We start from the raw sequence: 21,334 nt of genomic DNA, 5'->3' as shown, positions 1-21,334 counted from the left end.
TTTTTTAAATGGATCATTCCCCTATGTGGTTTAGTAACCTTATATGCTATCGCTTTAAACAAGACGTTTCATACACACAAGAAGACTTTGATAAGGCATTAGAGCAAGATCTATTTCGTCCTTGTACTGGCCAAGAGTTGGCAACATTTGGTTGGACAAAAGCATTTGGTAAACATGGTGAAACTCTGTCTCATTTCTCACAAAAAAGTATTTTAGTGTGCGCTAAACGTGAAGAAAAAGTATTACCAGCCTCGGTAATAAATGAGCTGGTAGCAGAAAAAGTTGAGCAGATTGAAGCCGAAGAAAATCGCCCAGTAAAGAAAAAAGAAAAAGATGAATTAAAAGAAAACATCTTACACACCTTATTGCCACAAGCATTTAAAAAATCGAGCTTGCAGTTTGCTTTTATAGACCAAGAAAATGGGTGGGTGGTAGTTAATAGTGCAAGCTTTAATAAAGCAGAGGAACTACTTGCTCTATTACGTAAATCATTAGGGACATTACCCGTTGTTCCTGCGTTTGCTAATTATGATTTAGACGTATTTTTAACTGACTGGCTTACTAACTTTAGTACTCCAGAGGGCTTTGCAATTGGATCAGACGCTGAACTTGAAGAAGCTGATGACAGTGGCGCCCAGGTAAAACTTAAAGGCCATGACCTATCGTGTGACGAAGTGAAGTCGCACCTTGAAAGTGGTAAGCGCGTTACTAAGCTTGCCCTTGATTGGCAAGAGCGCGTTAAATTTATGCTACAAAACGATGGCTCAATTAAACGTTTAAGCTATTCAGAAACACTTAAAGAAGAAAATGCCGATATTCCTAAAGAAGATATGGCGGTTAAACTAGATGCTGATTTTATTCTTGCATCTGAAGAAATTAAGCAATTGCTAGAAGAGCTTACACAGGGCTTAGGTGATGCTGAAGATTTAGCGTAAAAGCTTTATAAAATAGTATTACAACTAAAAAGCACGATTAAATCGTGCTTTTTATTGCTCAAAAATTTAGCTAAACATTTTTTTTACGTCTTCAACCATATGCAAGTATTCCTCACTCTCTAACATTTCTAATGAAGGAAAAATGCCTTTATCAATATAGGTTTGCAGCGCTGCTGACTTATCAGATACTTGTAAGGTTCCCTCAAGGATTGCACCAACACGAATGAAGTCGATATAACTCACCTCAGCAGTACGATGATTCACATCTGCCCAGTGCTGCGCGACCTCAACAAACGCATCAGGAAATTCCCACGCTTTCATGATTGAACCACCAATTTTACCACTTAAACGTTGAATCGCATGGGCTAAAAAGTTGGGGCTTGCAAACACTTCAGGGTGACGCTCTGCTTCAGTTAAAATGGGTAACACCCCAATATTATAAACTAATGAAGCTAATGTAATGGCATCGCGATTTAGCGATGTATGGGTATTTCTTTTTAAGTAAAACTCCATTAATGAAATAGAGTGCGAGGCCACATGCAGCGTTTTATGCCACGCCTTTCCCATGTAGCCTTTTATTAACTCGTTGTTAGATACAAATAACTGCTCCATCGCCATGGCTGTGGCAATATTTTTTATTTGCCTAAGCCCAATACGTGTAACGGCTTGGTGCAAGTTAGACACCTTTACAGCTCGGCCCATAATTGCACTATTTGCGACTTTGATCATCCGCGCCGATAATGCAGGATCATGTGCTATCACATCTGACATTTGCATCAAATTAACATCGGGGTTATCTGCGGCTTGGCGAACCTTAATCGCTACCTCAGGTAACGTAGGCAACACCAGTGTGTCGTTGTTAATTCTGTCAACTAAAATAGTGAGTAAGGCATTTTCTGTAGACATAAAATATCCCTTTGCTTAATGACCTATACTTTACAGCAAGTCTTATATTATTAATTATTTCAAAGCTTAGTAGTATTAAACATATACCTAAAATAGAAAGAATTGTAGATAATTATTGATTATTTACCAGCGGCCCCTCATTAGTGCACTCTAACGTCTAATACTTGCTATTTGCTAGTATGTTTTGCTTTAATGCAAGCATGCTAAGGCACACTAATACTCATTCAGTACCTTAACTTACAGTATACAAGTTATAAAATAGACTTTTTAAAGGCAATATAATGATCTTAAATAAAATTAGCCAAGCAATACTGCTCTCTGGCATCGTTTTTCTTAGTGCCTGTTCTGAGCAAGCACCGTCTTCAAACAACACGCCGCAAAGCTCAGCGCCAACGGCTTCTCAAGCGCCTTCAGGGCCAACACTCCTTAATATTGACCGTCAACGCTTAGACATATACACAGACTTCAGCTTACAAAGCGATTTGTCACACTTATCTGATAACCAAAAAGCCATGGTTGCCAAGCTTATTGATGCTTCAAAAATTATGGACGATTTATTTTGGAAACAAGCATTTGGTGAAGATAAACAAAGCTTTTTAGCACAATTAGATGATGAAAAAGTACGTCAGTTTGCAGATATAAACTACGGCCCATGGGATCGCTTAAATGGCGATGAAGTATTTTTATCTGGCTATAAAGAAAAGCCGCTTGGGGCAGGTTTTTATCCGGCCGACATCACCAAAGAAGAGCTTAATAACGCTGATGTAAAAGATAAAACAGGGCTTTACTCACTTATTAAACGCGATGAACTAGGTAATTTATACAGCACGCCTTATTCAGAAGAATATGCCGTAGAACTTGCCCAAGCAGCTAAGTTACTTAGAGACGCTAGCAAATTAGCTGACGACAAAGAATTTGCCAACTACCTAAACTTACGAGCTGACGCAATACAAAGCGATGATTTCCAAGCCTCTGACTTTGCTTGGATGGATATGAAAAATAATCCTATCGATGTTGTTATTGGCCCAATTGAAAACTACGAAGACCAATTATTTGGTTACCGTGCTGCCTATGAATCGTATGTACTAATTAAAGATTTAAAATGGAGCGAACGTCTGGCTAAATTTGCTGCCTTTTTACCTGAGCTGCAAAAAGGCTTACCTGTTGATAGCAAATACAAGCAAGAAGTACCAGGCTCAGATGCTGACTTAAATGCCTACGATGTTGTTTATTATGCTGGACACTCAAATGCCGGCAGTAAAACCATTGCAATTAACTTACCAAATGATGAGCAAGTACAGCTAGAAAAAGGCACACGTCGCTTACAGCTTAAAAATGCAATGCGAGCGAAGTTTGATAAAATTTTAGTCCCTATCGCAGAGCAGTTAATTGTGCCAGAGCAACGTAAACACATTACCTTTGATGCATTTTTTGCTAACACTATGTTCCATGAAGTAGCTCACGGTTTAGGTATTAAAAATACTATTACCGGCAAAGGTACCGTTCGCCAATCTCTACAAGAGCATGCTAGCGCCTTGGAAGAAGGTAAAGCAGATATTCTTGGTCTGTACATGGTTGAACAGTTACTTAAAAAAGGGGAAATCACTGAAGGAACGTTAGAAGATTACTACACCACCTTTATGGCGGGTATTTTCCGCTCTGTGCGTTTCGGTGCATCAAGTGCACATGGTAAAGCAAACATGATCCGCTTTAACTTTTTTGCTCAAGAAGGTGCCTTCTCTAAAAATGAAGACGGCTTGTATAGCATCAACATGGATAAAATGGGCGACGCTATGGCTAAATTATCGCGCCTTATTTTAACCCTACAAGGTGACGGTGATTACGAAAAAGTTGATCAACTGATTGCAACTCATGGCGATATTAAAGCGGAACTAGCTAAAGATTTAGAAAAGTTAAGCAAAGCGAACATCCCTGTAGATGTAACCTTCAAACAAGGTAAAGAGGTACTTGGCCTTAATTAATAAAAACCAACCACATAAAAAAAGCGTTACACTGTAACGCTTTTTTTATTATTTGAATTATTTATCACTCATCACTTTACGAACAACCGGCTCAAGGCTTGCCATTCCCCACTGCTTGCCTGTTTCAATTGCAGACTCAATATCAGCGCCTTGCTGATGGGCTGAAATAGCCATTAGCGCACCAACACGATTACTGCTCGCACAATGAACAACCACTGACTCACCTTTAAGTTCTTCTAAAAGGCTAGCTAATCGTTTTGCATTGTCGATGTTTATATCTTGTGCACCTGCAATCTCAATTGCGTGATAGCTCATTCCTAAAGAATTGACTAACGCGCCTTCATCCCAGTCTTGCTCATCTGCTGCACGTAAATTAATAACATGCTTAACATTAGCTTGTGACAGTTGCTTAAACTGCTCATCAGTCGGTTGCGCTGCTGAAAAAACTAAGTTGTTATGTGCTACAAAGTTTTTAATATTAGCGTTATTTACCACATCTATAGCTACTGGCTGCTCGCCCGCTATCACTGCTGACACTGCAATGGCTGCAATAAATACACTTGTACAGAGTTGTTTGATTAATTTCATACTATCCCCTCAAAGTAACTCATTTTGATTTTTAAAAATGCGCTTTTAATTGCTCTATCTGCTCATTAGTATAAGGCACACTTGGGAACTTGCCCCATACCGGCGCAGGCCACGCAATATCTGTTTTAAAACGCGCGATATGATGAATATGTAGTTGTGGCACCATATTACCCAATGCGGCTACATTTAACTTATCAGGATTAAACACCTCCATTAACAAATGACTGAGTTTCGCTGACTCGTGTAAATAAGTAATTTGTTGCTGCTCGGTTAAATCAATAATCTCTTTTAAACCCGCTATTCTGGGGACCAATACAAACCAAGGATATTGGCTGTCGTTTAATAGCAACACCTTACAAAGTGGCCAATCAGCCAGTTCAATACAATCTCTTTTCAGTTCAGGTGCTAAGGTAAATGATGTTTTGCTCATGTTAAAGTCCTTAGATTATTTTACCGCACACTTTATAGCATTTAGTTGCAGTTGCACACGCTTGTGCTTTACCATCGAGATAATTTTATGTAAGTAAAGGCAATCCTGTGTTAAAAAAACTAAAACATCTCTCACTGGCAATTCCCCTACTCGCGGGCGCATTAAGCGCAGAAGCTGAGCCGCTAACGCTTGAGCGTATATTTGATGATCCGAGCTTAGCAGGCAAATCTCCGGTACAACTTAAGTTTTCGCCTGATGGTAGCCGGGTTACCTACTTACAAGGTAAAACCGATGACTATAACCGCTACGATTTATGGGAATATAATTTAAAAGATAATACCAACCGGTTGTTAGTTGATTCGGCGCAGTTATTTTCAGGCCCAGAAAATCTCTCCGATGAAGAAAAAGCACGCCGCGAACGCCAACGTATTTTTGGAAAAGGTATCCTTGAATATAAATGGTCAAAAGATGGGAAAGCACTGTTATTCCCTCTTAATGGCGATCTTTATTACTATGACTTAGATGCTAAAAATAGTAAAAAGCTGACTAACACAGACGCATTTGAAACCGATGCGCGTTTCTCTCCAAAAGGAAATTTCGTATCCTTTATCCGAGAGCAAAACCTATATGCACTAGAGCTGGCTTCAGGTAAAGAAATTCAGTTAAGTAAAGATGGCGGTGGCGTAATTAAAAACGGCATGGCCGAATTTGTGGCGCAAGAAGAAATGAGCCGTATGACCGGTTATTGGTGGGCAAATGATGAATCTAAAATCGCCTTTACTCGCGTTGATGAAAGCCCTGTTCAAGAAGCGATTCGTAACGAAATTTATGCTGATGAAGTAAAACTATTTAACCAGCGTTATCCATTTACTGGCACCAATAATGTTGACATTCAACTTGGGGTGGTAAAGCTTAATGATCAAGCAGTTGACTGGATTGACTTAGGCGACGATAAAGATATTTATATTGCCCGCGCTAAGTGGCTAAACGACAGCAATACGCTCTCTTATCAATGGCAGAACCGCTCGCAACATAGCTTAGAATTACGTTTTTACAACACTAAAACAAAACAGCAAACCGTTGCTTTAACTGAAAAAAGTGATACCTGGATCAACTTGCATTTTGACCTTGAATTTTTAAAAGATAAAAAGCATTTTGTATGGGCCTCAGAGCGCGATGGATTTAAGCACCTTTATTTATATCGTAATAACGGCCAACTTATCCGCCAGATTACCGCAGGTGATTGGGTCGTAGATAGCCTAAAAGGGATAGATGAAAAAAATGGCGTTGTTTACTTTGCTGCACGTAAAGATACCCCGCTAGAGAGCCATTTATACAGTGCGCCTTTATTTAAAAAAGGGGGTATGAAGCGCATTACTGAAAAAGGCCAATACCATAATGTCGTTCTAGCTAAAGATAATAAAACTTTCATTGATAATAGCTCATCGGTTAATAAGCCAAATTCAGCTGCACTGCGCAAAATTAATGGTGAGTTTATTACGTGGCTTGAAGAGAATAAGCTTGATGACTCTCACCCACTTACCCCGTATCTAACTGATTTAGCCCAGCCCGAATACGGAACAATTACCGCTGAAGACGGCCAAATTATGCATTATCGTTTATTTAAACCTGCAAATATGGCAAAGGGTAAAAAGCATCCGGTTATTGTCAACGTTTACGGTGGTCCTCATGCTCAGCGAGTAACCAATAGCTGGCGCAGTAAAAATTTATATTTTCAATACATGGCGCAACAAGGTTATGTAATTTTTCAACTTGATAACCGAGGCTCTTACAATCACGGTAAAAAGTTTGAAGATGCAATTTATAAGCACTTAGGCGTTGTAGAAGTGGCGGATCAAATCAAAGGCGTTGAGTTTTTACGTACTCTTGATTACGTAGACCCTGCTCGCATAGGTATATACGGCCACAGCTACGGTGGTTATATGGCGCTAATGACCATGTTTAAAGCAGGCGATTACTTTAGCGCGGGTGTATCTGGTGCTCCGGTTACCGACTGGGCTCTATACGACACCCATTATACCGAGCGCTATTTGGGTCACCCTGATACTAATGCCCAAGGCTATATCGACAGTGCGGTGTTCCCATACGCTGAAGGCTTAAAAGGCCCATTAATGATTTACCATGGTATGGCCGATGACAACGTATTATTTACCCATGCCACTAAATTGTTTAAACAGCTGCAAGATAACAATCAACAGTTTGAAATGATGACTTACCCGGGCTCAAAACATAGCCTTCGCGGTAAACAAGTTCAAACTCATTTACATCAAACTATAACAAACTTCTTTAACCGTAATTTTAATACAAAGTAACTAAAACTGGGTTAATTATTCGACTAAAGGCTGATATAAGTATCAGCCTTTTTTTATGCAGATAAGCTATATTGAAACGTCAACAAACAATAATTAAATTCATTATAAGCACCCGTTAAATAAAAGTTCGGCCTATCCTTTTTATTGTATTTACGCAAACTAGTTAACAAAGAGAGTATTAAAAATACAATATAAGGAAAATAAAACCGTATTAGCCTATATTTTAACTATGCTTATTTAAGAGAAATAATGCTCTAATACGGGAACATGCATATGCCAAACCTCCGTCGTTTTACTATATTTCAACGTTTAGCCATTTTAGTAGGGATTGTAATTTTTGGTTTAATTGTTTTGAGTATTTCGAGTTTAAGTAATCAATATAAATCGCTTAAAAATGAGCAATATCTAAAAACAAAAAATGTGGTGGAAACTGCTTATAGCATCATTACACACTACGCAGCGCTTGAACAAAGTCAAACACTCACTCGTGCACAAGCACAATCTCAAGCGATGGCCTCAATACGCTCATTGCGTTACGATGATACTAACTATTTTTGGATCAACAATTATCAGCCAACCATGGTAATGCACCCAATTAAACCAGCCCTTGAAGGGAAAGATTTAACGAATAATAAAGACCCTGATGGCACCCCTTTATTTGTTGAAATGGTTGATGTTGTTAAAAAATCCGGCGAAGGCTATGTGCCTTACAAGTGGCCAAAACCCGGCAGCGACAAACCCGTAGATAAAATTGCGTATGTAAAAGGCTTTAATCAATGGCAATGGATCATCGGCTCGGGCGTTTACCTCGATACTATAGACAGTGCCTTTTCGCAGCAACGTACTATTATCGTTATCAATGTGATGATTATGCTCGTCGTTGTCGTACTTTTTAGCTACTTTATTGGTCACAGTATTTTAACGCCGACCCGTTTAGCAGCAGAAATGATGAAAGATATCTCTCAAGGTGAGGGGGATTTAACTCGTACTCTTAACGAAAATGGCAATGATGAAATATCTCAACTGTCGAGATCATTTAATTTATTTGTCTCTAAAATTAGGGAGTCTTTGGTGCTGGTTGCCAAAAGCGCAAACGATGTAAACGAGCATGCCCATGCAGTCGATGATTCTAGCAAAACCAGCCAGTCGTTTATTGAGCTTCAAAACGACAGTAGCAGCCAAGTAGCCGCGGCAATGGAGCAAATGACTCATCAAATTCATGATGTTAGCCGTAATGCCGAAGCTGCTGAGCAAGCCGCAAATGATGCTGCTAGTAATGCATCAACGGGTAAAAATGTAGTGTCGAAAACCATTACCGCCATTGAAACCCTCTCTAGTAATATAGAAACTGTCAGCAAAGTGACCGCCGAACTTGCTCAAGAGAGTAATAATATTGGCTCGGTACTTGATGTTATTAGAAGCATTGCTGAACAAACCAATCTGTTAGCGCTAAACGCAGCTATTGAAGCTGCAAGAGCAGGTGAACATGGAAGAGGCTTTGCAGTTGTAGCCGACGAAGTAAGAACACTTGCCAGCCGGACAGGTAAAAGCACGGATGAAATTCAAGCTATGATAGCTAAGCTGCAAGAAGGGGCTAAAGCTGCAGTTGAAGCGGTAAAATCTAGCCAAGAGATTTCTATTTCTACGGTTGAACAAGCCTCTTCTGCTAATGCATCACTTGATGAAATAGACAGGCTGGTATCGGTGATCACCGATATGAACGGCCAAATTGCTCGCGCCACAGAGCAGCAAACATCAGCCGCAGACGAGGTGAATTTAAGAATTAATGATTTATCACAATCTACAAAGCAATCATTGGGTAACACTAAAGATTTAACTCGCGCTAGCGACAAACTCAAACAAAGCAGTGTTGAGTTATCAAGCGTGGTATCGCGCTTTAAGCTTAGTTAACCTTAACTCCGGATAATAAATATCTTTGACCAATTAAAAAGCCCTGATTTTCAGGGCTTTTTAAGATTATTTATAGAAAATTATAAACAATAGCGGGCAAATAAACTGCTAACTGACGCTGCAGTTGGTTTACCATGTTGCCAGTCGCCGCCTTCAACGCCACTACCAGCAATATCCATATGTACATAAGGAAGTGGTAAAGTAGATTCATTACCATGCTTATCTAATCCACCTACCACAGCTAAAAATGCCATAGGGAATTGATGGCCGCGCGCTGTGACAGCAGAAGCCGCATTATTACTAGAAAGCACATCGTCAGCTAAAGTGCGTGGTTTTATAAAATCATAATCTTCACGGCGTGAACGCGACACTTCAGCACCGTCAGCCCATAAATCACCACAATCGGCCAATTGGCGTGAAATATTAGCACTACGCGCTGGTCCATTCTCAACATATGCGCCATAGGGTCCCATCGCGCGCGCAGCATGCCCTGTTAAAGTAGCCACTGTAAACAACGTTGGATTTATTTCGTTTTTAGCTAAATCTTTCATTTCGCTAAGTAAATCACCCATAGCTAAACGCCCTTCGGCATCGGTATTACCAATACGTACTCGCACACCTTCACGGCTAGTAATTATTTCATCAGGGACAAAACAATCTGAACCAATGGAGTTGCGTACAACCGCTAAAAAGGCAATCACTTTAACCCCTTTAGGCTGATAATCGGCTACTGCTTTCATAAATCCAGCAACCGAGGCCGCACCGCCTTTATCGCGGCTCATGCCCGCCATAAAACCACCGACTTTTAAATCTGCACCGCCCGTATCATAGACTAAACCTTTACCAACAAACATCAGTGTTCGGGTTACTTCGCCCTCAGGCACGTATTCAAGTTTAACAACGCGTGGATGATGACGCTCTACCGCATACGATGCGCGAGCAACGGTACTTAGCATGGGGTAATGCTTATCAATGGCAGCTAAATCATCAATCACATCAACGCTCACCGCACTGTTTTCAAATAACTCAGTACAATAATCAGCAAAACGTGGGGGGGCCATGCGTTCAGGCTCGGTGCCACATAAATCACGTGCGGCATATTGCCCCGCAGCTAACGCATTGACTGCTTTGATTGTTTGCTCATTGGCATCAATTAAGCCTATTTGAGTAATAGGTTCAATACCTTGACCATGAAACTCACGCGCTTCTAGGGGTTGCCATAATGCTTGGCATGCGCCTAAGTAAGCCACTTCAAGAGCATGTTGATAACGGCTATCCGTATTTAAAGCGGGTAAATAAATAGCAGGGTTAACACTACCTGATGCTTTTGCCTCATTAATGGCTAATTTGGCTGCATCAAAATAACGACGAACGTCGTCATAATCTCTGTTTAAAGGGCCTGTTGGCGCTAACACGACACGTTTACCGGCAATCACTAACAAGGTGACTTGATTGCCTATGCGAGAGTCTACTTGGGCTTGGTCTAAAATTGCATCACGCAGTGGCGTATTTGGTAAATGAGAAAAGTCGTTGCTGATAATAATAAGTGCATCATGCGATGTACAATCTAGGCTTGCACTTACCGGCTTAGCCAGTACTGCTTTTGGATATGCCATAAAAAAGGATCCTGTTAGAAAACGTAGTCCCTATTATTATTTATTTAGCAATTTATAACCAGTGAACTGCGATAACCTGCATATTTACTGGCAACTTGGAGTTACACGTTTTACACATCTAAAATACTGAGCTGTAAATTATGCTCTGGTTGATTTTTAATACCCACGCCAATTCCTAATAAGCGCACCGGTTGTTGTAATCCACGTTGATAGGCTTTGGCGAGTAACTCTTTAAAAATAGCCGTGTTTAATTGATGCGCAGCTTGATCTGCTGAGGTCACTACAAAATTAGCAAATTTAACTTTAACACTTAATTTATTAATTTTATGTTGTAGTTGCTGTTTATTTAATCGAACCACGAGTTCATCTAACAGTTGCGGTAATTGTTCAAGGCATTCATCTAGGCTGTTTTTGTTGTATTCATAAGTATGTTCCACACTCAATGACTTACGTACCCGCTCGGTGGAAACGCGCCCTATATGCTCACCCATGCACTTTTGATATAACGACACACCAAAATTACCCACATGCTGTTGCATCCAACTAGCCCCTTTTTCGCGCACATCTTGCCCCGTGTATAACCCTTTTAAATTAAGCTTTTCTAGAGTTACTTTACCCACCCCTGGAATTTTACCTAATGGCAATTGGGCTAAAAACGAGTCAACCTGCTCAGGCAATACTACAAATTGGCCATTGGGCTTATTTTCATCACTAGCAATTTTGGCAATAAACTTTATTGGGGCAATACCCGCAGATGCAGTCAGCCCTGTGGTATTAAAAATATCGGTACGAATTTGCTCTGCAATTAACGTTGCACTACCTTTAAAAGCAGTACTATGAGTTACATCTAAGTATGCTTCATCAAGCGAAAGAGGTTCTACAAGGTCAGTATAGCGGTTAAAAATGGCGCGGATCTGTGTTGATACTTGTTTATAAACAGCCATTCTGCCAGGCACAATAACTAAGTCAGGGCAAAGCTGTTTGGCATGATAGTTAGACATAGCAGAGCGCACCCCATACTCTCTAGCAATATAGTTAGCGGTAGAGAGCACTCCACGGCGACTATTTCCGCCAATTGCCAGCGGTACGCTTGCAAGCTTAGGATTGTCGCGCATTTCTACGGCCGCATAAAAGCAGTCCATATCTTATCATAGGTTACATCCAATATAACTCCACCTTGACAAAAGCCATTAAAGTTCTAAGTTAATTATAAAACAAATGAGATTTATATGATTGAAAGTAAATTAGTAGAAAGCATTCCTTATGGTGGAAGAAAGATTTCAACTTATGCTTTAGTTAATAATGACATCCCTTTAGTTCATCCTTCAGCATTTCTATTGCATACCGCAGTCAATAATTTATTTGGCACGGTCACTACCTACATGAAGGCTTTAAAATCTTTTTATAAAGAAATTATAAGTAAAACTAATTTATCTATCGAGAATATCGAAAGATTAACTGATCAAGAAATGAGTGGATATTTAGTCGGAGTATTACAACGACAAAGAAAGCTGAAGCACAGCTCAATTGAAAATCATATTGCCGTATTAAAAGAGTTCTTTAAATATTTATATCAATCGGGCTTTACCACAAAAGAGATGCTCTTTAGTTACGCCTATGAAAATAACGAATACGAACAAAGCTTTCTTTCCGGTGTTAAAACAGATATGCATGAAGCGTATTTTCATAAGAAGAAGTTTCAGGAGTGTTTATTATGCTATGTAGACTCTCAATCATCATTCATGAAAAAAAGAAATGAACTAGTTTTGCAATTAGGTTACTACGCTGGATTTAGAGCTTTTGAAGTTGTTCTAGCGGAAAACTTAAATATCGAAACTTTCAGACAATTATTGCCTAAAGTTGATTTTTTTATCCCGAAAGCAATTCACATAAACATTTATGGTAAAGGAAATTCCATCAGAACAACCCCCTTTGAACCTAGCCTAGTCAAATCAATCTATGAATTTATTTGGGGGGAAGCTAAACATATAAAGTCAGGCAACATGATTTGTCAAGAGAATGGAAAACTTTTAAAGGATAAGACTTTTGCTTCTAAACTTTTTAGAAAATGTGCTGATAAATATTGTGAAAATACTTCGCTAACTTTAGAGGAGGCTCAGTTATGGAAGCACAGAGGATTCCATAAGCTAAGAAAATGTTTTGCTACAAACTCAGTTACTGCCTGCCGTGACAACGGAGATGATCCTTGGATCTATGTTCCACAGTGGCTAGGTCACAAACGAAAATCAACCACATTTGGCTATATCTATTTTGAAGCACTATTAAATAAGCGTGAAGACGTTCTACATGCACTGTCCTTAGAAGAAACTAAGTATGGTAAAGACTTTAAAAGAAAGTCCGAGAAAGCCTAATGGAAAGTACCCACAAAAATACCAAGTCAGAATTAGCTAGTCTAGCACCCGCTGAAGTCGTTCCAATTAATTATTCTGACTCTGAGGCAACTGTTTACGGTAAAGATGGTAGTGGTAACAACGCTATTGTTCAGGTAACCATACCTCCTGCACATATATCTAATCCTCTTCTAAAATTATATATCGGCTACCTTCAGTCACCATTGTTTTTGGGGTTACGCCCAAGTACTAGATACACCAAAGCAATTGAGTTTAGAAATTTTTATAAATATATTGCGGAAAACAAACAATATGAATCATCTGGTTTACCTTACAATATTGTTAATCTGTACTTTATCAAGTTAAAGGGAACGTCAGAAAGAACAAGTTTTTACAACGAAGAAATGATTTTAAGGGTGCCATTAAAACTCTTTAATAAGACGGTAGTGGACGGTTTCGATAAAGATAAATTTGCTCATGTATCCCTAGCAAATTACTTAGTATTTTTTCCGAACTTTCCTCCACCACATTCGCTTCCAAAAAAATCAATGGCTGAACTTTTTGGTCAAAAAAACACACCATACTCAGATACAGAATTGATGCAAAGTTTGCGCCTAGGTTGCTGCTTTCTACTAAATAAGCTTTCTGATATCAGAGAGAAGCTAATGTCGAATAAGCACGTTTTAAAACAAATAAACGCTTTAAAAACGGCTGAGTATGACAATAAACCGTTAATTTTGAACTCTCAATCAAACAACTTTACTGTGGATTACGCACCTCCTAAGCAAATAGATAACTTAAGTTGGGAAATCATTAAAAAAGCTAACCTCCAAATTTATGAGACTATTGTTAACAATGCAGATCCACTTACTCTTGAAATTTTTACATTTAGATCATTTCCTAAAGCGAAATTAAATTCACTTGAAGCAAAACTAACAACCTTGCAGTGGGTGCAAGAATTTAAGAACAATTTGCAAACTACAGCGTCAATTTACACGAAAAGAACTTATGGAAAAAATAGTTACTTATTACGAAGATTGGATAACATCACACCTAAATTTCTAATATGTCCATCAGATTTTGAAATATATTTAATCCAATGCTTGTTAGCATCTGAATCTATTCAGCGAGAAGGGCTAAATATTCATTTGCTGTCAGACTTTTCAATAAATATTGAATCTACGCAAATTCAATATAACAAAGGGAGACGAGATAAATCATCAGCAACCCCCATATATACTAGGCAGAACTTACCTTACCAATGTTACACACGATATATAGAACAACGGAAAGTAGCCAAAGAATATAGCTTCGCAGATAGCAATAAAACGCTTGATTATAGTACTGTTACAACTGCTAAAGGGCATATCGGATTTACAGCTAAAAGTCTACATCTGTTTGAATTACTCCTATCAAATGAGTCAGAGGTAACCCGTCAGTATAAAGATGAGCTTGGCTCAGAAGGAGATGCTTTTTTGTGGCTTATCAAACGTATGTGGCAGCACAATCAAATAGCCTACAACGAAACATTAACAAACAGCCGAAATAAAAAGAAATTGAATGACTTAACTGGTGCATCCAAAAGAGAAAGTAGAGTTATAGGCTTAACACCTGATGCCATAACTATGTCAAGAAAACGCATGGACGACACCGTTACAATTTCAAAAAAGGAAGGACCTGAAACTGCACGTAGCCAAAGCGAACCTGCGGTTCAAGCAGAACTTACCTCTCATTCACTTGCAACAAAACATAATGTTTATGGCAACAGAAGTAACTCAAAAGAAGCTATTGAATCCGAAAGAAATTTTGGTGCACAAGTTGGAGACCTAATGGTTGAAGATGCACTCAAAGTAGGCGAATATCTAAAAGATGTGAAAAAAATAAACCTAAGTGAAATCAAAGACCTTTTGGGTCTCACCTCAGGATATGAAGATATAGAGCAGTTACTAGAAAATGTGGATGCCGAGCTTTGGGGAGGCTTTCAACATAATGGTCAGGTAATTATTGTAATTAGTGAGGTTACAGCTATGTTATTAAAAGGGTATATAAACCACTTACATAATGAAATACCTCGACTGTTCTTAGACAGCCAACTTAAAGGTCAAGATGCTCAAAAAAAGCTAGCTTATCTTTCTACAATCTTTAACAGTTTTCCACCTGACATACAGCGAGAAGGTAAAAAACTGTTGGAAGAATTTGATATCCCTTTTCCTTCGCTAGTATGAGGTAATTAATATGGCTATTTTACAAACTAAACAACCTGTTAAATCAAAGTTGGAACAAAATCGTCTTATCAATTGCATAACTGATAAAACGTTTTCTATCTCAGATAGCAACAGCGGAGAAACCTTTTCGCTTGATGTTTCGTTCAAAGGAGCAAATTCAAGGTGGAGAAACTGGGGCAGAGAATACCTTATACAGTGGGCTAACGGTTATACCGACAGCAAACTTCAAACGTTAAGCGCGAGAAAATCTACGATTGAAATGAAGCGCAACCAAATAGCAAAACTCATAACTTGGGCAACCATTAATAAGCCCGATGCATCATTAGCGTCATGGTCAGAAGAAGACGTTTTCAATCTACTAAAAGATATTGTCTTTAATAATATCCAAACACCAGAACGAAAGCTTTTAGATTCATCTTTACAATTTATAGGAAAAGATACTTTGCTTAAAACAGCATGGCACATCTCTAATTCTGGCAATCTATATCGCAAGGGACTTCTTTCTGACGGATACCTAGGGCCTTCAAATTTTGAAAGCATTTTGTCTGAATTTGAACATGATCTGACATTATTAGAATGTGACTTCAAAGAATGGATAAAAGGCGGCAGTTATGACTCAGTTCCACTTGAGGTAGCTTCACTTCTTTTACTAGAGGCAATGAATACTATTCACTCTGATGAAGCAAAAGCAGTCAGAGCATACTTTAGCGTCCAAAGATCGGCCCTAAAACTTTTTCCTGAATCAGTATTTAAAAAAGGCAACACCATTTTTAATCAAGTTGTGTCTGGTAAGGCGGTCAATAAACAATTCATTCAAGCAGCTAAGAGGATTGAGAACTTCCTTGAAGCGGTACAAGCTCAATTTAAATCCCTAAAAGGAAGTAAAGATTTTGATCCAGTAGATTTCGTAATCAACCTAGGAGGCCACAAACAGCTAAATAACAAAGTTAAAGAAATTTATGACGCTTGTAAGATTATATTCTTCTGTCTTACTGGTATCCGAGTCCACGAAATGAAACAAACAGATTCACAGGACTATTATAAGGATGATGATGGCGTATGGCGGTTTAAAACTAAAGAAGATAAAACTCAACAGGGAACCAAACAATTAAGAGCAATAGGCGGACTTGCAGCCGAAGCTGCGGATATTTTATGTGATGTTAGCTATATAACGAAACATGATCGAAAAGATGGTCAGAGCACCTACCTTTTTGGATATTACACTGCAATGAAAACACATTTTGGAGCTGATGAAAAAAGAGTCGTTCATGATGGAGCAGGAGTCTCTAGAGAAAACTTTAGAGATAGATTAATTATATTTTTCAACAAAGTCGTGGATAAATTTGGAGACACAGTCTTGGATGAATACCGTGGAATATATCCACATGCATTTCGTCATTCGTTCGTTGATTTTGTGCTAAGGCGTTTTGATGGAAACATTCATGAAGCGATCAGAAATCACTTCCGACATTGTATCAATGGTGAATTTACAAATACTTATACTGACTCAAAAGCTCAAGATCAGATTGAATTTGCTGCACAACAGAAGTACATGGCAGAATTAGTATTCGAAATGGTAGGAGAACACTCTCAAGATTTTACAGGGCCGATAGCATTATTTATTCAAAGAGAAGTCTCTAAATTTGAGTTTGTAACTGAAGAGGATATAGGAGCATATATAAACGAACTTAAGACAGATTTACTACACGTAGTTCCTCATGAGTATGGCTACTGCCTAGTATTAAAAAGCCGACAACATCTTGCAAAGTGCTTAGATAAAAAAACAGGGATTGCAAAAGTACTTAACGGATGTTTTGAACTTTGTTCTGGCTGCCCTAATTCACTTCATAACAAAGCTAGTCATAAAGAAAATATTATTAGAAATGTCATCAGCCATGAGAGTTTTCTAGAAAAATTCCCAATAAAAAACACGCCTCAATCTGAAGTTAGTAAAAAAGTAGTCCAAAATGGCAATAAAATTTTAGCAGAGATGGAAAACTAAATGACTAGTAACATGCTTAACAAACTAAAAAAGATACATCAGTCAGAAAATTTGGAGAGTTACCCAAATTGGGTTTTGGATGGGCCACCAGTAACAAAAAAATTGTATGACGCTACTAATAAAATTTATCATGAGCTTTTAATAAAAATCCAATCTAAAGACATAAAAGGATTAGACTTTTATAACGGTCCAATTGTTAAATCACACATTGCTGAAACAGCCAATGTTTCACCCTCAAACATACGAGTAGACAGACAAGAAAAGTTATTTACCTATTTAAATGATAAAAATACCGAACTGTTAAAAATAATTAAAAAAGTAGAGCAGCCTAAAAAGAAGAAAAAACGAAAAAATAAAGCAGATCTAGAAAAAGAAAATCATATATTGAAAGCAAAGCTCAAACAATTGGAACAAGATAAATACTGTAATTTTTTCAAGCAGTTAATTGCAAATCAAACACTAAAAAAACAAAAAGATTTGGCATTACAAAATGAAAAGCTTCTCATTGACCAAGCTAATAATGAAGAAGTAATAAAAAACTTAAGAACTCAAGTTAGCCTTCTTTTTCAACAACTTAATAAAAGATCTGATGCTGATAATTAATGATTTTTTCGTAAAATTATAAAATTCAAATTATTGTCCTATAATGCAAAAGTGTTCTCTTTTACGTTTTTACGTGCAGCTTATTACCGAGGTAAATAATGACAGTTGATACAACCACTATGCTAGATCAAATAAAAAAGGCGCTTAATAGCAAAATTATTACAGATTCTGAGTTTTCTCATGAACTTATTAATGTTTTAGATGATGGTCGGCATCAAGTTAAGATCAACTGTTTTAATGAGTTTTTAAAAGAAGAGTTAAGTGTGATTATTAACGATGATTGCATTGCTTTATTGCCATTTGGCAATGCCCATGTCGCCAAAATAATGGCTAAAAATAATCGTGGAGAAAGTGTAAAGCTGTTTGGTTATTTTCCAGAAGAAAACTTACGAAGTGAAGATGAACTTAACTATATTGATGGTATCTGCAAAACACTCACCGCTGGTGCAACAGAGGAAACTTTTGGAGCTTACGACTAACTAAAAACTATCAAGCAAGACCAGAGTAAGATCATACCATGTATTTTATGAATGGAGATTATTCATCCCTACATACTCCGGTGCTAACAGCGTACGACCTCAGCTAAAAATCGCAGTTGTTTATTTCGATTAATCTAGACATCATATTTCTTTTGGGAAAGGATCATGCTGAAGTAAAAACTCAAGATTAGATCCACCCTTTTGATATGTTTTTAATTCAAATTTTTCTATCATAAGTCATCAAACAAAACGCGAGGGTCGGCTTATGAATACAATAGTTAAAAACTGGCACATTGTTTCTGTATTCGGTGGTGATGCATTGATAGGAAAAGTTTTATGGGGGATCTGTGTTGATGACATGACATACCGATTCGCAACTGACGATTACATTAGCACATCCAAAATAGTTGAAATTTTGCCTCAGAACCAGCTAATCAAAACGGCTAGTGGTAACCTTTATCAAGTTCTTGGTGAGGGTCAAAAAACTCATATGCAATTAAAAGACTTTGAACTTCTTCGCATCGGCTTTTCGCCAGAACAGATACAGGCGTTAAACAGATCATCGTCTCTTTTGGCCCATTAGCTTTGGCACCAAGCGGAATTTCATCAATCAACCACAACTAAGTTGGAGCTAATAATGCCGACAAACAATATTGATTTTCATAATGCTGAATGCTCGGCCTGCCATAAAAAGCATATCGATATTAAAACTGAGATAGTTGCACCGTCACTAGATAGACCAAACGCTATTCGCAAGAAAATTATTTTTCGATGCGAAGATCACATCGATTGCGATGTTGATGAAATTGAAAAGCTTGCGCTAGTCAAAAAGCGTTTTCAAAATCTAGACGAAAACGACCTTGTTGATGTAGAAACATTTTTTAATCAATTAGACTGTGAATAGATATAGTAGCGTCTTCCTGCTTTGCCATAAATCAAAGAAAGCGAAGCGCCAAACCCAAATGCTAGATAAAAGAGAACCAACACACGCTGGTTCCCATTTAAGTTTTTGCTTCCAATTGTAATATGACCAAAGTTGTTCAAATTTTTCAGAACCTAGATAATCGCTCCCAAATCTACAATATAAAACAAACCTATTTAAATTTTATTCACCCTTTTATTTGTCAAATTCGATTTCTTTACTAAAGTTATTTAACTTAATTAAGTTAAATAACTAATTTGGAGTCGTTTATGGGTAGAGTTGCTGAATATTCAGAAGAGCAAATCATAACTGCTGGCAATTACATTGAATCTATCGGTAAACATGTAACTGCATTTTCAATTCGTGAAAAGCTAGGCGGAGGCAGTCCTGAACGAATAAAAGGGGTTTGGGAGCAACACATTCAAAAACTACAAAATGAGTCTGCAACAAATTATGAAGAAGACAAAATAGAACTTCCTGCTGAAATACAAGACAGCTTAGACAAGAATCTAAAAACTTCAGCCAAGCAAATAGAGAGCATAGCCAAAGAGAGCTTTAAAGTGGCTATGGAGGTAGCCGAGAGCCGGGTTAAATCTGTGATTGAAAAACATGAAGGTAAAATTGCTGAATATGAGCTATCGGAAAAAGAAGCCTTTCAAGCACTCAATCAAAGCGACAATGAAATACAATCACTAGAATCTCAAATAGCCACATTAAAACAGCATAATAATCAGCTTGTTGCAAAAAACTCTAATTTGGCAGGCCAGTTAGAGTCACTAAAAGAACGCATAAAGCAGCTCGAATTAAAAGAGACCGATTATACCAAATTAGTCCACGAAAACGGTGAACTCAAAGGCCAGCTAAAAATATTAGCCCCAAATTAATAACTGTTCACCATAAAATGATATTTAAAAAGCCAGAGAAGAGTATGTAAGTGATAACATTGCTTAATCAACAAATTTTACAAAACCTTCAATTAGCAATAATAAGATATTGCTCAATAAATTTATCCATACCTAGTCGATTGCTCTTACTTATAACCTTCACTTTGCAAACTAGCTTTTCATCATGGCAAGTATTTTAAAGGATAGGAAATTACCGTTACTTCCTAACGGTAATTAGTAGTGTGAAATTATTTAATTTTTTATGATTATTTTCGTAAACGCAAATGTAACAACCAGTCTGATAAATCCAAAAAAAATATACACTTAACCCAACCACGTTCATTTTTATCATTACGCAGTGCTCATTGTGTATTATTTACTTTATAAATCAATAGTTTAATATAAGAACATAATTGTAAGGATAATAAGGTTGAAAGATGAAAGAAGACCAATTACATGTTGAATCCTTTGAAGAGCTGAATAGAGAACTCAGATCTTTTCCAGAGCCGGACTACTCACTACAAATGCCCAAAAATGCAAAAGGTTATGCCGTAATTGGCAACTGCAATAGAGCTAGAGAACAGCGTTTAATAAATGAAATAATAAATAAGATCTCACCTTTTAAAAAGGTTTTCATTGTCAACGAGCAGCCACTTCACGCTTCCCCTGAATTTATTGTAGAGCATTTTAGTAGCCCTATTGAACGAGTTATTACTTTAGACGAAATGACTCAGGTAACAGGTGGCATTATTAATTTGGATTGGACAGTACCTTCGAGTCTCAAAATACTGTTGATGCTTATCAATGCTATGTCTGATGAGTGCGTTGTTTTTTTCGCCACGGGAAGTCATGCAGAACAAGTAAAAGAACGAGTAAGTTTAGTAGCTCATCTTTGCGACAAAATAGTCATTTCATTAGACAAGCAAAACCCAAATTCATTTCGTGCAGGTTGGTTTCTCTCTCATGATCAAGTTATGCAACGAGCGAATTTCGCATTGTGGCAAAAAGTAAATTTGGAAGAAGGTTATCAATATAATTTAACTGTATTGTCCTCTGAACAAATGAGGCAATTGAATGTTGTCTGATCTCTGCTACTTTCAGCAACATGTAGTAGTGTGATTACCAAGGGATTATGTCGGTCTAATTACCGAGCGACTTTGTCGTAAA

General features: G+C 37.8%; 18 protein-coding genes. 13 read left to right on the top strand and 5 right to left on the bottom strand.

Annotated elements, in window-relative coordinates; all coding sequences use genetic code 11:
- The first annotated feature begins 23 nt into the window (after positions 1 to 23).
- Entirely contained in the window at positions 24 to 935 is a 912-nt protein-coding gene (rdgC, locus tag QMA00_RS11260; RefSeq protein WP_076922031.1) for a recombination-associated protein RdgC, read from the top strand.
- A 66-nt stretch (positions 936 to 1,001) separates the two neighbouring features.
- Here rdgC and QMA00_RS11255 read toward each other — a convergent pair whose 3' ends face one another.
- Entirely contained in the window at positions 1,002 to 1,841 is an 840-nt protein-coding gene (locus QMA00_RS11255) for an HDOD domain-containing protein (RefSeq protein ID WP_076922032.1), read from the bottom strand.
- A gap of 281 nt (positions 1,842 to 2,122) precedes the next feature.
- On the opposite strand from QMA00_RS11255, the gene QMA00_RS11250 reads away from it, so the two are divergent.
- Positions 2,123 to 3,823, top strand: coding sequence for a Zn-dependent hydrolase (locus QMA00_RS11250; protein WP_076922033.1), 1,701 nt, complete (start codon positions 2,123 to 2,125; stop codon positions 3,821 to 3,823).
- A 57-nt stretch (positions 3,824 to 3,880) separates the two neighbouring features.
- Here QMA00_RS11250 and QMA00_RS11245 read toward each other — a convergent pair whose 3' ends face one another.
- Both QMA00_RS11245 and QMA00_RS11240 read right to left on the bottom strand, forming a co-directional pair.
- The gene (locus QMA00_RS11245; protein ID WP_076922034.1) at positions 3,881 to 4,411 is read right to left on the bottom strand and encodes a hypothetical protein; all 531 of its coding nucleotides are present in this window, start codon (positions 4,409 to 4,411) and stop codon (positions 3,881 to 3,883) included.
- Between the two features lie 31 nt (positions 4,412 to 4,442).
- Positions 4,443 to 4,841, bottom strand: a complete 399-nt coding sequence (locus QMA00_RS11240) for an HIT domain-containing protein (protein ID WP_013464220.1) — start codon at positions 4,839 to 4,841, stop codon at positions 4,443 to 4,445.
- A gap of 107 nt (positions 4,842 to 4,948) precedes the next feature.
- On the opposite strand from QMA00_RS11240, the gene QMA00_RS11235 reads away from it, so the two are divergent.
- Together QMA00_RS11235 and QMA00_RS11230 are read left to right on the top strand one after the other, a co-directional pair.
- Positions 4,949 to 7,174 (top strand): DPP IV N-terminal domain-containing protein, encoded by a 2,226-nt coding sequence (locus QMA00_RS11235; protein ID WP_076922035.1) that lies wholly within the window; start codon positions 4,949 to 4,951, stop codon positions 7,172 to 7,174.
- A gap of 273 nt (positions 7,175 to 7,447) precedes the next feature.
- Positions 7,448 to 9,085, top strand: a complete 1,638-nt coding sequence (locus QMA00_RS11230) for a methyl-accepting chemotaxis protein (RefSeq protein ID WP_076922085.1) — start codon at positions 7,448 to 7,450, stop codon at positions 9,083 to 9,085.
- A gap of 80 nt (positions 9,086 to 9,165) precedes the next feature.
- Here the strand turns inward: QMA00_RS11230 and QMA00_RS11225 are convergent, their stop codons facing one another.
- Positions 9,166 to 10,701: a leucyl aminopeptidase family protein gene (locus QMA00_RS11225; protein WP_033102620.1), complete on the bottom strand. Its 1,536-nt coding sequence runs from the start codon at positions 10,699 to 10,701 to the stop codon at positions 9,166 to 9,168.
- A gap of 110 nt (positions 10,702 to 10,811) precedes the next feature.
- Complete coding sequence (gene dinB / locus QMA00_RS11220) at positions 10,812 to 11,843, bottom strand: DNA polymerase IV (RefSeq protein ID WP_290157269.1); 1,032 nt, start codon at positions 11,841 to 11,843, stop codon at positions 10,812 to 10,814.
- Positions 11,844 to 11,930: 87 nt separating this feature from the next.
- On the opposite strand from dinB, the gene QMA00_RS11215 reads away from it, so the two are divergent.
- From QMA00_RS11215 to QMA00_RS11175, 9 genes are all read left to right on the top strand, one after another.
- Positions 11,931 to 13,073: a site-specific integrase gene (locus QMA00_RS11215; RefSeq protein ID WP_128583078.1), complete on the top strand. Its 1,143-nt coding sequence runs from the start codon at positions 11,931 to 11,933 to the stop codon at positions 13,071 to 13,073.
- On the top strand, positions 13,073 to 15,277 hold the full coding sequence (locus QMA00_RS11210) for a hypothetical protein (protein ID WP_128583079.1): 2,205 nt from the start codon (positions 13,073 to 13,075) through the stop codon (positions 15,275 to 15,277). The genes QMA00_RS11215 and QMA00_RS11210 overlap by 1 nt, the downstream gene beginning before the upstream one ends.
- A 10-nt stretch (positions 15,278 to 15,287) precedes the next feature.
- Entirely contained in the window at positions 15,288 to 17,279 is a 1,992-nt protein-coding gene (locus QMA00_RS11205; protein ID WP_128583080.1) for a site-specific integrase, read from the top strand.
- Positions 17,280 to 17,882: a hypothetical protein gene (locus QMA00_RS11200; protein WP_128583081.1), complete on the top strand. Its 603-nt coding sequence runs from the start codon at positions 17,280 to 17,282 to the stop codon at positions 17,880 to 17,882.
- Positions 17,883 to 17,980: 98 nt separating this feature from the next.
- Positions 17,981 to 18,361 (top strand): hypothetical protein, encoded by a 381-nt coding sequence (locus QMA00_RS11195; RefSeq protein ID WP_128583082.1) that lies wholly within the window; start codon positions 17,981 to 17,983, stop codon positions 18,359 to 18,361.
- Positions 18,362 to 18,626: 265 nt separating this feature from the next.
- Complete coding sequence (locus tag QMA00_RS11190) at positions 18,627 to 18,944, top strand: hypothetical protein (protein WP_128583083.1); 318 nt, start codon at positions 18,627 to 18,629, stop codon at positions 18,942 to 18,944.
- Positions 18,945 to 18,998: 54 nt separating this feature from the next.
- A complete protein-coding gene (locus tag QMA00_RS11185; RefSeq protein WP_128583084.1) occupies positions 18,999 to 19,265 on the top strand; it encodes a hypothetical protein in 267 nt (88 codons plus the stop codon).
- 287 nt (positions 19,266 to 19,552) lie between these two features.
- Positions 19,553 to 20,167: a DNA-binding protein gene (locus QMA00_RS11180; RefSeq protein ID WP_013464208.1), complete on the top strand. Its 615-nt coding sequence runs from the start codon at positions 19,553 to 19,555 to the stop codon at positions 20,165 to 20,167.
- 437 nt (positions 20,168 to 20,604) lie between these two features.
- Positions 20,605 to 21,252 carry a hypothetical protein gene (locus QMA00_RS11175; RefSeq protein ID WP_128583085.1) on the top strand — a complete coding sequence of 216 codons (648 nt, stop codon included), beginning with the start codon at positions 20,605 to 20,607 and terminating at the stop codon, positions 21,250 to 21,252.
- The last annotated feature ends 82 nt before the right edge of the window (positions 21,253 to 21,334 follow it).

Origin of the sequence: Pseudoalteromonas sp. APC 3694 (genome assembly GCF_030407565.1) — a bacterium.
Lineage (GTDB): Bacteria > Pseudomonadota > Gammaproteobacteria > Enterobacterales > Alteromonadaceae > Pseudoalteromonas > Pseudoalteromonas tetraodonis.
The sequence above is the reverse complement of the archived record's forward strand: the minus strand, read 5'-3'. Positions and strand labels throughout refer to the sequence as shown.